Raw genomic sequence first — 12,683 nt, forward strand, 5'->3', positions numbered from 1 at the left:
TGCCGAAGGTCGGCCGGGGCCGCGCGCCAAATGTAACGCCGAGTCACCTTTGCGCAACAATTAGTGAGAATGTTGATTTCCCGGGAGAATTGAATGCTAATATAACGCAACACTGCCCCTATCCCCGGCAGCCTTGCTTACCCCCTGTATTCGGCCTCCTCCCCGCCGACTTCATGCATGCTATGGAGCGGCCGATGATCTTCCCCACCCCTGTTAACGAACTGTCGCGCCTTGCCGCGCTCGAGGCGCTGGGCGTGCTCGACACGCCGCCGGAAGCGCGCTTCGACCGCTTCACCCGGCTGGCGGCGCGCACCTTTGGCGTGCCGATCGCCCTGGTCTCGCTGGTCGACGGGCAGCGCCAGTGGGTCAAGTCACGCTGCGGCATCGAACTGAGCGAAACGCCACGCTCGATCGCCTTCTGCGCCCACGTCGTGGCCGAGGGCGAGATGCTGGTGCTTGCGGACACCGCCGCCGACCCGCGCTTCGCATCCAATCCCCTGGTCACGGGCGAGGCGCAGCTGCGCTTCTACGCCGGCCAGCCGCTGTTCAGCGAAGGCCAGGCGGTCGGCACCCTGTGCATCCTAGACCACGTGGCGCGCGACTTCGGCGAACACGAACGCCAGTGCCTGCGCGACCTCGCGAGCCTGGTCGAGGCCGAGCTGGTGCATGGCCGGGTCGAGGCCGCGCGCGTGTCGGCTGAGCAGGCGCTGAAGGCCCTCAATGCCGAACTGGAGCAGCGCATCCTGGCCCGCACCGCGGAACTCGAGGACAAGGTAAGCGAGCTGTCGCGCGAGATCGCCCAGCGCGAAGCGGCCGAAGCGACCCTGCGCCAGGCCGAGAGCTGGAACCAGAGCATCGTGGCGGGCTCCTACAGCGGCTTCGTCGGCGTCGGCGAGGACGGTCGGATCACAGAGTGGAACGCCTCGGCCGAGCGCATCTTCGGCTGGACCCGCGCCCAGGCGATCGGCGCCCGGATGGCAGACCTGATCATCCCGCCAGATCTACGCGCGGCCCACGAGGCGGGCATGCGCCGCTTTCTGGAAACCGGCGAGGCCAAGGTACTGGACCGCAAGATCGAATTGCCTGCCCTGACCGCCAGCGGCCGTCAGATCACGGTCGAGATGACCATCGGCGCCTACCAGTGGCAGGGTCGACGCTGCTTCGGCGCCTTCCTGAACGACATTTCGGAACGCATCCGCACCCAGCACCAGCTGGAGGAAAAGCAGGAGTTGCTGGACGCCGTGCTGGAATCGATCGACGTCGCCGTTGTCGCCTGCGACGCGGCCGGCAAGCTGACCGTCTTCAATGGAGCCGCGCGCAGCGTTCATGGCAAGGACCTGCAAAACCTTGCGCCGGCCGACTGGTCGAAGCATTACTCGCTCTATCATGCCGACGGCAGCACCCCGCTCGGCATGCAGGATGTGCCGCTGGTTCGGGCGCTGCAGGGCGAGACCGTGCGCGACGAGGCAATGGTGATCGCACCGCAGGACGCGGAACCGCATACCATGCTCGCCAGCGGCCGTCTGCTGCGCAGCGCCTCGGGCCGCCCACTGGGCGCCGTGGTGGCGATGAAGGACATCACCGAACTGAACGCATCGCGCGAACACCTGCGCATCAATGAGCGCCGCCTGCGCGCCATCACCGAGAACCTGCCGGCCCTGATCGGCAAAGTGAATGCGGCCGGACGCTTCGTGTTCCTGAACGGCTACGCGCTCAGGGCCTACGGCAAGAGCGAGCAGGAGCTGCTCGGTCAGGATATTGCCTATGCCTACAGCGACGAAGGGTATGCCGCGATGCGTCCCTATATCGAGCGTGTCAAGGCCGGCGAACGTGTCGACTTCGAGCACGTGACCCGGCGCGACGGCCGCGACTACCATTACCAGTGCTGTCTCGTGCCCCAGCGCCTGCCCGACGGCCGGCCGGATGGCTTCTTCGCCATGGCCCACGACATCACCGCGCGCAAGCTGGGCGAGCTGCGCCAGGCCGAGCATGAAGAGCACCTGCGCACCATCACCGACAACGTGCCGGTGCTGATCGCCCAGCTCGACGCCGGCGGGCGCTACGTGTTCGCCAACGCGGTGCACCAGTCCTGGCTTGGCAAGGCGCCCGAGTCCATCCTGGGCCAGACCATGGAAGAGGCTTTCGGCCCGGCCTACCACGGCCCGCAGCGCGAGGCGCTCGCCCAGGCCTGGCGCGGCATCGCCTCGCAGTGCGAGCACGAGATCGTGCGCGGCAAGCACCTGCGCATCGCGCACTCCACCTTCCTGCCGCAGCTGCGCGGCGGCCAGGTGACCGGCGTCTACGTGCTGACCACCGACGCCACCGCCTCGCGCCTGCACGAGCGCAACCTGCACGCGCTGGCCCACACCGACGCCCTTACTGGCCTGCCGAACCGGCGCCAGTTCGAAGCCGCCCTGCAGGCGGCGACGGCGCGTCCTGGCCAGCCCGGCCATCACACTGCCCTGCTCTACCTGGACGTCGATCACTTCAAGCAGATCAACGACCGCTACGGCCACGGCGCCGGCGACATCGTGCTGGTGGAGTTCGCCCGCCGTCTGCGCGCCGCGGTGCGCGGCTCCGACCTGGTGGCGCGCCTGGCTGGCGACGAGTTCACGGTGCTGCTGGGCGAGGTGCGCAGCCTGTGGGACGTGGAGCTGGTGGCGCGCAAGATTCTCGCCGCGGTGCGCGAACCCTTCGTGCTGGCCGAACGCACCCTGCAGGTCACCACCACCATCGGCGCCGCGCTGGGCGACGCCGACGGCAGCACGCCGCGCGCGCTGACGGAAGCGGCCGACCAGGCCCTGTATTCGGCCAAGGAAGCCGGGCGCAACACCTACGAGGCGGTCAGCCTGGCCGAACGCGCGTCGCAGTTCCGGAGGCTGGCCCATGCATGAAAGCGGCTTTCACGTCTACGTACGCTCGCGCGAGGGCGACATCCTGATCTGGACCGAGGCCAGCACCCTGGACGCCGAGGTCGCCGAGCAAGCCATCGCCGACCTGGCGGGCCGCCACTACTTCCAGGGCCGGCCGCTGGTGCTGGTGGCCCTGCACGCGGGCAGCCTCTACTTCACCCACGAATTCGCGCCTGCCTTCGACGAGGCCCAGGCCCAGTCGCTGGCCCTGCGCGGCACCGGGCGCATCGACTGGCTGCGCTTCCCCACTATCCACTGAAACGGCGCCGACCGGGGCCCACCTTCACGCATGCTCGCCGCGCCGGGCAGCGAACTGCGCGCCCTCGGCATGGAATACCTCGGGCTCGCCCGACAGCGCATCCTGCAGTCCCGACATGAACAGGCAATGGTCCTCGCTGGCCTCGAATCCCGGCGTATGGTCCGCGAGCGCGCGCCATTGGACGATCAGCGTGAAGACGTCGGGCGACTCGATCCCGCGCGCCAGAGCGTGTCCAAGATAGCCCTCGGCGCGCGCCAGCAGGTGCTCGACCCTGGCGAAGTCCTGGCGGAACCCGTCGATTCGGTCTTCGCGAACCGGCAAGTGCGCGAGCTCATAAATCATGACTGGGCCTCCGGCGAGACGGCGATCGCGACCTTGCCGCGCAAGCCGTTGTTGGGGCTTTCCAGGCGCGCGTGGGCGGCAGGGATGTCGGCCAGCGAATACACCGCGCCAACGTGCGGGCGCAGCTGGCCACGCTCGACCAGGGCGCTCAGTTCGTCGAGCTTGCCGCGCAGCTGGCGCGTGAACACGAAGTGGTAGCTGGCGTTGCGGCCCCAGGCCTGGATCAGGTTCTGCGGCTTGGCGATGTCGACGATGCTGACCACGCGGCCGAGCTGGGCCAGCACGTCGGGACTGCGCGAGAGCGTGTCGCCGCCGATGGTGTCGAACACGACGTCGACGCCCCGGTCGCCCGTCTCGCGCAGGACGGCTTCAACGTAGTCCTCCTTCTCGTAGTCGATGACGACGTCGGCCCCCAGGCTGCGCACGAAATCGTGGTTCCCGGCGCGCGCGGTGGTGAACACCTTCGCGCCCACCGCCTTGGCGAGCTGGATCGCGACATGCCCCACTCCACCCGCGCCGCCATGCACCAGGATGCTCTCGCCCACGCGCAGGCCGGCGCGCACCACCAGCGCCTCCCAGGCCGTGCCGCCGACAAGGCTCAGGCTGGCGGCTTCCAGATGGCTCAGCGCGGCAGGCTTCTTGCCGACGATGCTTTCGTTGGCGACGTGGTACTCGGCATAGCTGCCGGGGCCGTCGAAGATCTGGGGCGTGTACCAGACTTCGTCGCCGGGCGCGAAGGCGGTCACGCCAGGGCCGACCGCTTCGACCACGCCCGAGATGTCGTGACCGGTGATCGAGGGCAGCGGCACCAGCTCAGGGTAGTCGCCGCGCCGGACCTGGTAGTCGAGCGGGTTGATCGAGGTCGCGTAGACGCGGACCAGGACTTGCCCGGCGCCGGGTGTCGGCTTGGGCAGCTCACGCAGTTCGAAGGATTCCGGACCGCCAAATGCCTTGAGGACGATTGCTTTCATTGCAGCTCCTTGTTTCGATAAAACGGGATATCGGGAATTTCCGATATGTACTGGTAAAAAAAACTCACAGCTCCTTGCCGATGATGTCTGCGAGCGCGCTGATGGCTGCTTCGTTCCGCTTGTAATAGGTCCACTGACCGATCCGCCTGACTTCCACCAGGCCAGCCCGCTGGAGGGTGGCCAGGTAGTCCGAGACGGTCGACTGCGACAAGCCGACGCCCTCCTGGATGCTGCTGACGCAGACACCCACGGTGTGAACGTCTCCTTCGTCCTGCGGCGGGAAGCTCTTCTCGGGGTCTTTCAGTCCCTTGAGGATCTCGAGTCGCGTACGGTTGGAGAGGGCTTTGAATATTTCGAGCAAATCCATACGCGCAGTATATCGGCATTTCCCGATATGTCAATCTAAATGTTTGGGGATCCCGAAAACAGGGAGGCCCCTGCGGAGTAAGGCCATCGGGCTATCCCGAAGATCGTCGTTCCGGCGCAGGCCGGAACGACGTGCGGACGCACGCTCCGGGCGCGAGCGCCGCTCACCGCCCCAATCTTTTCTGAGCAGGAAATAATAAAGGCTCCCATGGGGAGCCTTTTTTATTACTACTGGCGGAGAGGGTGGGATTCGCCTACATCCCGCAGGCCGCCCCGGCGCTTGCAAGCGCCGGGCTTCGAATCCCACGCGAGAGCCGCACAGCGGCTCTCTCCTTCCGCGTACGCAATAAAAAAGGCTCCCATGGGGAGCCTTTTTTATTACTACTGGCGGAGAGGGTGGGATTCGAACCCACGGTACGGTCACCCGTACGCCTGATTTCGAGTCAGGTACATTCGACCACTCTGCCACCTCTCCAGATTCGGCCGACGCATCGCTGCGGGAGGCCGCATTATAGTGACCCACTGGAAGAATGGCAAGTGATGCACGGAAACGACTCAAGCCGACGAAATGCCCATCAGGCGTTCGCCCAGCGTTACCCCCGTCATCACCATGCCCTGCCCCGCCGTCAGGCGCAACTGTTCCCACTGCGCCAGGCCGACGTCGGGCGCGCCCTGGCGCTGGTTCAGCAGCATGGCGAGGGTGAGCGCGTCGCCGGCCGCCTTGGCCGTGCTGCCCGCCGTGTGCGGGCGCGGCAGGAAGGCGGCGTCGCCGCACAGCAGCACCCGGCCGTCGAGCATCCTGGGCGACTCCAGGTCGGCGATCGCCTGCACGAAGGGCGCCTCGGTAGCCTCCATCAGGCTCTGGAAGGATGGCGCGGCGAGACGACGCGCATCGGCCAGCAGCGCGGCGTAGTTCGCCGGCGCGACGGCCCCCGGCGGCAGCGAGGCGCCGTGCGGACGTCCCTCGCGGTCGGTCAGCACCAGCGCCAGCTCGGGGCCGGGCGCCACGCGCCGGTACCAGATCCAGTTCCAGCGCCGCGCCCCCTCCTCCACCGCCCCGTCCTCGCCAGGCACCAGGTAGGCCAGCAGCAGGTGGCCGTCGCCCTGCTGGAACACGAAATCGCGCGCCAGCCTGTCGCGCAGAGCCTGCGGCAGCAGGGTTTCCGCGACCACGCCGCGCCAGGCCACGTAGCCCGCATAGCGCGGCGCCACCTCGGGCAGCATCTGGGCCCGCACCTGCGAGCGCACGCCGTCGGCGCCCACCAGCAGCTCGCCGCTCTCGCTGCCGCCATCGGCGAAATGGGCGGTGACCCGGCCCTCGTGCTGCTCGTAGCTTACGAAAGTCCTTCCCGCATGCAGGCGTTCGGGCGGCATACCGGCGCGCAGCACGCGGTACAGCACGTTCCACGAGGTCTGGGTCTGGGGCATGCGGCTGCGCTGCAGCACACGGTCGGCGCCGTCCAGGTAGATGCGGTCCTCGGAGCGCACGCCCAGCAAGCCATTGTGGGCGAGCCCCGCGAACTCGAAGGCCCTGAGCACGTCGGCCTGCAGCACGATGCCGCCGCCGCGGCTGCTCAGTTCCCCGTCCGAACGCTCGAACACCTCGACCTCCCAGCCCACCGCGCGCAGGGCGTTGGCCGCCAGCAGCCCGCCCAGCGAGCCGCCGATCACGAGTGCGCGCGGCGCGCCGCTCACGGGCTGCTCCGCGGCGCGAACCGGGCCACGTGCGGCAGCACGTCGCGCCCCAGCTCGGCGATCACCTCTTCCATCGGCCGCGCGCCCTGAGCCAGCTGGACCAGGGTATGGCCCACGCCCATGGCAGCGATCCGTTCGAGGTAGGCCAGCAGCGCCTTGCGGCCGCTGCGCATGCCCAGGTTCAGCGGCTCGGACGGCGCGTCGGGATCCGCCAGCAGGTCGAGATAGAGGGATTGGACGAAGGGCTTGGCGCTGCCCGGCGCGCGCTCGGCCAGGGCGCTGTGCCACAGCGCCAGGCGGCCCTGCTGGCGCGCCTCTTCGCGGTGGTAGCTGGCCCAGGCGTCGGCATGGGTGGCGGTCCATTGCAGCGACTGGCGCGCAGTGCCAACCACGATCATCGGTATGTCGGCGGCCGGCTCCAGGCCCAAGGGGTAGCCGCCGGTGGCCTCCAGCAGCGCGGCGCGCGCCTGCGGCGAGGTCGACAGCGCCGCACGCAGCACCGCCCAGTGTTCGCGAAAGCGCGCGCCCGCGCCTTCCGGGTCCAGGCCGAAGGGGGCGAATTCCTCCAGCCGGTCGCCGGAGCCGAGCCCGAGCAACAGGCGACCGCCGCTGAGACGGTCGAGGCTCAGCGCAGCCTTGGCCACGTGCAGCGGATGGCGCAGCGGCAGGACGATGGCGGCGCTGCCCAGGGCCACGTTCGGGGCGGCGCCGGCCAGGGCGGCCAGCCACAGGAAGGGATCGTCGAGGGCGGCCGCTTCGCCCTCCGCGCCCTGGGGGATCATCAGGGGCACGTCGCGCGTCCACAGCGCGGCGAAGCCGTGGCGGTCGGCCAGGGCCGCCAGCGGCAGCTCGGCGGACAGGTCGGCCATGCGGCCACGTGTCCGCACCAGCGGCGTCATCAGGCCGATGCTCATCGGCGCCGGGCCAGCCGGCTCGCCGAACACCTGGCGCCAGGCGCGGCTAACCATGGACCTTTCCGACGACGGCGCGAGCGCGGTCATCGGCTGGCGGAGCGGCGGCGTCAGGGTGCATGGCGATCTCCCGGCGTATTTACCTCCAGTGTAAGTCGGCTGTCCTTCATTGGGAACATGCCAATGAAAGATATGTCTCTTTTACAGGCGAGCGCAATACACGATCGTGTGTCGCGCTCCTATCCCTTCGTATAACTGGACGCCCCAGTCGTGCGCTTCCAGAATGCCACGGCGCGCTGCGTTGCGCTCCATCCGACTCCACAGAAAGGAACCAGCATGAAAGGCACCCGCACCATCAACTCGGTAACCGTCCGCGACGGCACCCAGATCCACATCACCGAATGGGGTCACGGCATCCCGGTCGTGTTCAGCCACGGCTGGCCGCTGTCGGGCGACGCCTGGGAGGACCAGATGCTGTTCCTGGCCGAGCACGGCTACCGCGTGATCGCCCACGACCGCCGCGGCCACGGCCTGTCGAGCAAGCCCTGGCACGGCAACGACATGGACACCTATGCCGACGACCTGGCCACCGTGATCGAGACCCTGGACCTGAGCGGCGCCATGCTGGTCGGCCACTCCACCGGCGGCGGCGAAGTGGCGCGCTACATCGGCCGCCATGGCAGCGACCGCGTGAGCAAGGCGGTGCTGGTGGGCGCGGTCCCGCCGCGCATGCTGATCGGCCCGGACAACCCGAAGGGCCTGCCGATGGACGTCTTCGACGGCATCCGCCAGGGCGTGCTGGAAGACCGCTCCCAGTTCTTCAAGGACCTGACCCTGCCCTTCTACGGCTACAACCGTCAGGGCGCCAAGGTCTCGGAAGGCGTGCGCGACACCTTCTGGCTGCAGGGCATGCAGTGCAGTATCAAGAGCGCCTACGCCTGCATCAAGCAGTTCTCGGAGACCGACTTCACCGAGGACCTCAAGAAGATGAACATTCCGACCCTGCTGATCCACGGCGACGACGACCAGATCGTGCCGATCGACGCCAGCGCGCGCCGCGCCGTCGAGCTGCTGCCGCAGGGCACGCTGAAGGTCTACGCCGGCGCCCCGCACGGCCTGCCCACCACCCACAAGCACCAGCTCAACGCGGACCTGCTGGCCTTCCTGCGCAGCTAAGACCATAAGCTGGCGCTTATCGCGCCGCGCGCGATAAGCGATTGGCCAGCACGGCGCGGGCTTCCTATCATCGTGCTACGGACCGGCATTTCAGACCGGTCCCCGCACGAAGGGAGCCCGCCATGTCCGCATCGCATTCCACCCTGGCCGCGCCGCGGGCCGCGCCGTCCGCCGCCTACGCCGTCTTCGCCGGCCTGTCCGCCAGCCTGGTCGCCATCGGCCTGGCGCGTTTCGCCTACACGCCGCTGATCCCCGAACTGATCCGGGCGCGCTGGTTCGCGCCGGGCGACGTGGTCTACCTGGGCGCCGCCAACTTCGCCGGCTATTTCGCCGGCGCGCTGCTGGGCCGCGCCCTGGGCGCGCGCTGGACCAACCGCGCCATGCTGCGCCTGATGATGGCGCTGGCCACCCTCTCCTTCGCGGCCTGCGCGCTGCCGCTGTCGCTGCCCTGGTTCTTCGCCTGGCGCTTCGTGTCGGGCTTCGCCGGCGCGGTGGTGATGGTGCTGGCGGCGCACGCCGTGCTGCCCATGGTCGCACCCGAGCGGCGCGGCATGGCCAGCGGCGCCATCTTCATGGGAATCGGGGCCGGCATCATCCTGTCCGGCACCGTGGTGCCGCCACTGCTGCGCCTGGGACTGCACGCGGCCTGGCTCGGGCTGGCCGCCTGTTCGGCCCTGCTCACGCTGCTGACCTGGCGCGCCTGGCCCGCGCAGGACCAGGCCGCGCAGGCGGCGGCGATCGCGCCGGGCACGCTGCCCTTCGCCGTGCGCCTGCTGTACGCCGAATACGCCGCCGTCGCCGTGGCCCTGGTGCCGGCCGCCGTGTTCCTGGCCGACTACGTGGCGCGCGGCTTGGGCCAGGGCACCGCCGGCGGCGCCCTGGCCTGGGTAGTGTACGGGGCCGGGGCCATGGCCGGGCCGATGCTGTATGGCGCGCTGGCCGACCGCCTCGGATTCCGGCGCGCCCTGCGCGGCGCGCTGCTGCTGTCCGGCGCCGCGGCGGCCCTGATGGCGCTGTGCCGCCAGCCGCTGGCGCTCGGCCTGGCCAGCCTGCTGCTGGGCGCCTTCACGCCCGGCGTGGCGACCCTGATGATCGGCCGCCTGCACGAGCTGCTGCCCGGGCGGCGCGCGGCCCAGCACGCGGCCTGGGGACGCTCGACCAGCGTGTTCGCGCTGTTCCAGGCCCTGGCCGGTTACGCCCTGTCCTGGCTGTTCGCGCACAGCGGCGGCCAGCACGCGCTGCTGTTTCTGGTGGCCGGCGCGGCCTTCGCCTGCGCCCTGCTGCTCGACTTCCTGGGCGACCTGGCGCGCCGCTGAATCAAGGGCGCCGCTTCACCGGTGGGTTTCATTGGTGCGTGTCGCCGCCGTCCAGCGCCAGGCGGCGCGCCTCTTCCAGCGCGATCTCGAGGAAGTCGAGCACCAGCGGACGCGCTTCGGCGTCGCGCCAGAAGGCGTGCATCAGCAGCGGCGCCAGCCCCGTCACCGGAATGAGGCGCATGCCCTCCACTTCCGCGCCCAGCACATAGCCGGTGCCCAGCATGCAGCCCATGCCGGCGCGCGCCATCTGCACCCCGGCCTGCACCTGGGTGGTCTCGTAGACGATGTCGAGCTCCGCGCCCGCCTGGCGGCAGGCCAGGCGGATCGCGTCGTAGACGGCGGGATTGATGTCGCGCGCAAAGATGATCACCGGCTGGCGGGCGAGAACAGCCAGGTCGACGGCGTCGCTGGCGGCCAGCGGGTGGTCTTGCGGCACCAGCAGGCGCCAGCGCGAGGCCATCAGGCGCCGGGTCGCGATCGCGCCGCCGGGCGGCAGGCCGGGGGCCGGATCGTCGAACATGACGGCGACCCCGACATCGATCTCGCCGCGCAGCAGGGCTTCGTACTGGGCCGGTCCGCCGATCTCGCGGCGGTCGAGGCGGATGCCCGGATACAGGGCCTGCAGGCGCCCGAGTGCGCGCGGCAGCAGGGCCACGTTGGCGTACTCCTTGAGCCCGACCGCCAGGCGCAGGTCCTGGAAATGGCCGGCCTCGCGCGCGCCGCGCGTGGTCTGGTCGATCAGTTCGAACACCCGCTGCACGCCGTCGCGGAACACCTTGCCGGCCTCGGTCAGCGCCACCCCGCGCGCGTCGCGCACGAACAGCGGCACCCCGACCGCCTCTTCGAGGCGCGCGATCTGCTGGCTCAGGGCCGGCTGGGTGATGAAGCACAGCTCCGCCGCGCGGCCGAAATGCAGTTCGCGCGCGAGGATCAGGAAGTAATGGAAACGCCGGAGTTCGCCGGTACGCATGGGCCATCTCAGCTGACACGAAGCGCACAGCTTATCACCGTGCGCGCGCTTGCGCTTCAGGCGCCCAGGCCCGGCGGTCCTTCCAGGCGCATGCGCCAGTCCTCGATGGAGCCGGTCAGCAGGCGGCGGTCGAAGGTGTCGCGCCAGCGCTGCGCCAGCTCGGGCAGCGCGCTGGCCCGGTGCCATTCTTCGGGCAGCCAGGGCGCGCCGGTGTCCTGCGGGTACAGGGCGGCGATGAGGCGCGCCAGCGGCCAGTCGGGTTGCGGACGGTCGACCAGCTCGAGCACGTCGCCCGCCGCCAGCCAGCCTTCGCGCAGCACGCGGTAGTACCAGCCGGTGCGGCCCGAGTCCTGCATGCGCCGTGCTACGCCATGAGCGCCAAGGCGCAGGTTGAGCTTGAAACAGGGCTGGCGCGCCTGGGTCACCTGCAGCAGCGTGGCGCCGGCCCTGAACACGTCGCCCACATGCACCTCGCGCTCGCTCATGCCATGCGTGGAGATGTTCTCGCCAAACGCGCCGGGACCGAGGGCGACGGCACTGCCCGGCACCCATTGCCGCCACAGCACGTAATGCTCCGCGGCGTAGTGATGCAAGGCCTTGTCCGGACCGCCGTGGTAGACCCTGTCGCCCTGCTCGTCGCCTTCCAGGCCGGTGCGCGACAGCCACAGGGCGCCAGCGCGCGCCCGCTTGCCGATCGCGCTCAGCAGCGGCTGGCCGTCGAGGCTGGCCACCGGCACGGCGGCGCCGGCCAGCAGCGCCTCGATCGGGCGTGCGGGCGGCGCTCGCATCAATGCGCGCCTTCGGCCAGTTCGGACAGCATCGAATGCTGGCTGACCGGCAGCACCTCGCCGTCCGCCACCAGGCAGGGCAGGACGCTCACGCCCAGCATCTCCGCCTCGGCGATGCGTGCGGCGTCCTTGCTCAGGTCGACGATCGCCAGTCCGGGCATCAGGCGGCCGAAGATGTCGGCGATCTGCAGGCAGGTCGAGCAGCCGTCGTGGTAGAAGGTGGGGCCGAAGCCGGTCTCGATGGTGTCGTTCATGGATGTCTCCTTGGTTCAGTTAAATGATGGGATGCCGTCAAGCCAGCCCTGAAGCACGGCGGCGCCCGCGCGTTCCAGCGCGGCCGCATGGCGGGCGCTATCCGCGCGCAGCTGCCCGAGGTCGATGCCGGCCAGTCCCAGTTCGACGGTATGGCCGACCAGCCATGCCTCCAGCTGGGCGCCCTCGAACTCGGCGTGGAACTGCAGGCCCAGCGCATGCTCGCCGACCGTGAAAGCCTGGCAGGGCGTCCCCGGTGTCGAGGCCAGGGTCGCGGCCTGCGGTGGGGGCACGATGTTGTCGCCATGCCAGTGCAGGACCGGCAGCCCGGCCAAGGGATCGAGCAGGCTGTCCGCGTCGCCGAGGGCGAGTTCGCTCCAGCCGATCTCGCCGCCCTGCGCGCGCCGCTCGACCCGGCCGCCCAGCGCGGCCGCCATCAGCTGGGCGCCCAGGCAGACGCCCAGGGTCGGCCGGCGCAGCGCGAGGCGCGCGCACAGCCCGTCCAGCTCCTGCTCCAGCCAGGGATAGGCCGCGACGTCGCCGACGCCGATCGGCCCGCCCAGCACCACCACCAGGTCGGCGCCCTCCCACTCGTCTTTCGACAAGGGATCAGTGCCAGCGTGACGGTATTCGAGCTGATAGCCGCGCTGGGCCAGGGGCACGGCGAAGCTGCCCAGGTTTTCGAAGGCGACGTGATAGACCGCGATGCATTTCATGTCCGGCTC

13 protein-coding genes and 1 tRNA gene are annotated in these 12,683 nt (G+C 69.7%); 4 read left to right on the plus strand and 10 right to left on the minus strand.

Going from position 1 to position 12,683, the window contains the following annotated elements; genetic code table 11:
* Window positions 1–194 precede the first annotated feature (194 nt).
* Both B0920_RS09155 and B0920_RS09160 read left to right on the plus strand, forming a co-directional pair.
* Window positions 195–2,894, plus strand: coding sequence for a PAS domain-containing protein (locus B0920_RS09155; RefSeq protein ID WP_179119128.1), 2,700 nt, complete (start codon window positions 195–197; stop codon window positions 2,892–2,894).
* The gene (locus B0920_RS09160) at window positions 2,887–3,171 is read left to right on the plus strand and encodes a hypothetical protein (RefSeq protein ID WP_078032204.1); all 285 of its coding nucleotides are present in this window, start codon (window positions 2,887–2,889) and stop codon (window positions 3,169–3,171) included. Before B0920_RS09155 ends, B0920_RS09160 begins: the two co-directional genes overlap by 8 nt.
* A gap of 24 nt (window positions 3,172–3,195) precedes the next feature.
* Here the strand turns inward: B0920_RS09160 and B0920_RS09165 are convergent, their stop codons facing one another.
* The 6 genes from B0920_RS09165 to B0920_RS09190 form a co-directional block, all read right to left on the minus strand.
* On the minus strand, window positions 3,196–3,513 hold the full coding sequence (locus tag B0920_RS09165; RefSeq protein WP_078032205.1) for an antibiotic biosynthesis monooxygenase: 318 nt from the start codon (window positions 3,511–3,513) through the stop codon (window positions 3,196–3,198).
* Window positions 3,510–4,484 carry a zinc-dependent alcohol dehydrogenase family protein gene (locus B0920_RS09170; RefSeq protein WP_078032206.1) on the minus strand — a complete coding sequence of 325 codons (975 nt, stop codon included), beginning with the start codon at window positions 4,482–4,484 and terminating at the stop codon, window positions 3,510–3,512. Before B0920_RS09170 ends, B0920_RS09165 begins: the two co-directional genes overlap by 4 nt.
* Before the next feature lie 64 nt (window positions 4,485–4,548).
* The gene (locus B0920_RS09175) at window positions 4,549–4,851 is read right to left on the minus strand and encodes a helix-turn-helix transcriptional regulator (RefSeq protein ID WP_078032207.1); all 303 of its coding nucleotides are present in this window, start codon (window positions 4,849–4,851) and stop codon (window positions 4,549–4,551) included.
* A 384-nt stretch (window positions 4,852–5,235) separates the two neighbouring features.
* A tRNA-Ser gene (locus tag B0920_RS09180) sits at window positions 5,236–5,325 on the minus strand.
* Window positions 5,326–5,405: 80 nt separating this feature from the next.
* A complete protein-coding gene (locus B0920_RS09185; protein ID WP_078032208.1) occupies window positions 5,406–6,545 on the minus strand; it encodes an FAD binding domain-containing protein in 1,140 nt (379 codons plus the stop codon).
* Window positions 6,542–7,513 carry a TIGR03571 family LLM class oxidoreductase gene (locus tag B0920_RS09190; RefSeq protein ID WP_078032209.1) on the minus strand — a complete coding sequence of 324 codons (972 nt, stop codon included), beginning with the start codon at window positions 7,511–7,513 and terminating at the stop codon, window positions 6,542–6,544. The genes B0920_RS09185 and B0920_RS09190 overlap by 4 nt, the downstream gene beginning before the upstream one ends.
* Before the next feature lie 297 nt (window positions 7,514–7,810).
* On the opposite strand from B0920_RS09190, the gene B0920_RS09195 reads away from it, so the two are divergent.
* Complete coding sequence (locus tag B0920_RS09195; protein ID WP_078033355.1) at window positions 7,811–8,632, plus strand: alpha/beta fold hydrolase; 822 nt, start codon at window positions 7,811–7,813, stop codon at window positions 8,630–8,632.
* Window positions 8,633–8,754: 122 nt separating this feature from the next.
* A complete protein-coding gene (locus B0920_RS09200; RefSeq protein WP_078032210.1) occupies window positions 8,755–9,948 on the plus strand; it encodes a YbfB/YjiJ family MFS transporter in 1,194 nt (397 codons plus the stop codon).
* A 28-nt stretch (window positions 9,949–9,976) separates the two neighbouring features.
* Here the strand turns inward: B0920_RS09200 and B0920_RS09205 are convergent, their stop codons facing one another.
* From B0920_RS09205 to B0920_RS09220, 4 genes are read right to left on the minus strand one after another with little or no spacing between them, the layout of a single operon-like run.
* Window positions 9,977–10,918 carry a LysR family transcriptional regulator gene (locus B0920_RS09205; protein ID WP_078032211.1) on the minus strand — a complete coding sequence of 314 codons (942 nt, stop codon included), beginning with the start codon at window positions 10,916–10,918 and terminating at the stop codon, window positions 9,977–9,979.
* 56 nt (window positions 10,919–10,974) lie between these two features.
* Entirely contained in the window at window positions 10,975–11,706 is a 732-nt protein-coding gene (locus B0920_RS09210; RefSeq protein ID WP_078032212.1) for an MOSC domain-containing protein, read from the minus strand.
* Window positions 11,706–11,960: a hypothetical protein gene (locus B0920_RS09215; protein WP_078032213.1), complete on the minus strand. Its 255-nt coding sequence runs from the start codon at window positions 11,958–11,960 to the stop codon at window positions 11,706–11,708. The genes B0920_RS09210 and B0920_RS09215 overlap by 1 nt, the downstream gene beginning before the upstream one ends.
* 15 nt (window positions 11,961–11,975) lie before the next feature.
* Window positions 11,976–12,674: a glutamine amidotransferase gene (locus tag B0920_RS09220; protein WP_078032214.1), complete on the minus strand. Its 699-nt coding sequence runs from the start codon at window positions 12,672–12,674 to the stop codon at window positions 11,976–11,978.
* Window positions 12,675–12,683: the final 9 nt, after the last annotated feature.

It is taken from the genome of Massilia sp. KIM, assembly GCF_002007115.1.
In the GTDB taxonomy this organism is placed as follows: Bacteria; Pseudomonadota; Gammaproteobacteria; order Burkholderiales; family Burkholderiaceae_D; genus Telluria.

What these genes read in the sequence shown, in the direction of transcription:
- B0920_RS09215 (WP_078032213.1), bottom strand. Translation starts at nt 11,960, where the DNA reads ATGAACGACACCATCGAGACCGGCTTCGGCCCCACCTTCTACCACGAC.
- B0920_RS09200 (WP_078032210.1), top strand. Translation starts at nt 8,755, where the DNA reads ATGTCCGCATCGCATTCCACCCTGGCCGCGCCGCGGGCCGCGCCGTCC.
- B0920_RS09170 (WP_078032206.1), bottom strand. Translation starts at nt 4,484, where the DNA reads ATGAAAGCAATCGTCCTCAAGGCATTTGGCGGTCCGGAATCCTTCGAA.
- B0920_RS09175 (WP_078032207.1), bottom strand. Translation starts at nt 4,851, where the DNA reads ATGGATTTGCTCGAAATATTCAAAGCCCTCTCCAACCGTACGCGACTC.
- B0920_RS09165 (WP_078032205.1), bottom strand. Translation starts at nt 3,513, where the DNA reads ATGATTTATGAGCTCGCGCACTTGCCGGTTCGCGAAGACCGAATCGAC.
- B0920_RS09220 (WP_078032214.1), bottom strand. Translation starts at nt 12,674, where the DNA reads ATGAAATGCATCGCGGTCTATCACGTCGCCTTCGAAAACCTGGGCAGC.
- B0920_RS09155 (WP_179119128.1), top strand. Translation starts at nt 195, where the DNA reads ATGATCTTCCCCACCCCTGTTAACGAACTGTCGCGCCTTGCCGCGCTC.
- B0920_RS09210 (WP_078032212.1), bottom strand. Translation starts at nt 11,706, where the DNA reads ATGCGAGCGCCGCCCGCACGCCCGATCGAGGCGCTGCTGGCCGGCGCC.
- B0920_RS09190 (WP_078032209.1), bottom strand. Translation starts at nt 7,513, where the DNA reads ATGGTTAGCCGCGCCTGGCGCCAGGTGTTCGGCGAGCCGGCTGGCCCG.
- B0920_RS09160 (WP_078032204.1), top strand. Translation starts at nt 2,887, where the DNA reads ATGCATGAAAGCGGCTTTCACGTCTACGTACGCTCGCGCGAGGGCGAC.
- B0920_RS09205 (WP_078032211.1), bottom strand. Translation starts at nt 10,918, where the DNA reads ATGCGTACCGGCGAACTCCGGCGTTTCCATTACTTCCTGATCCTCGCG.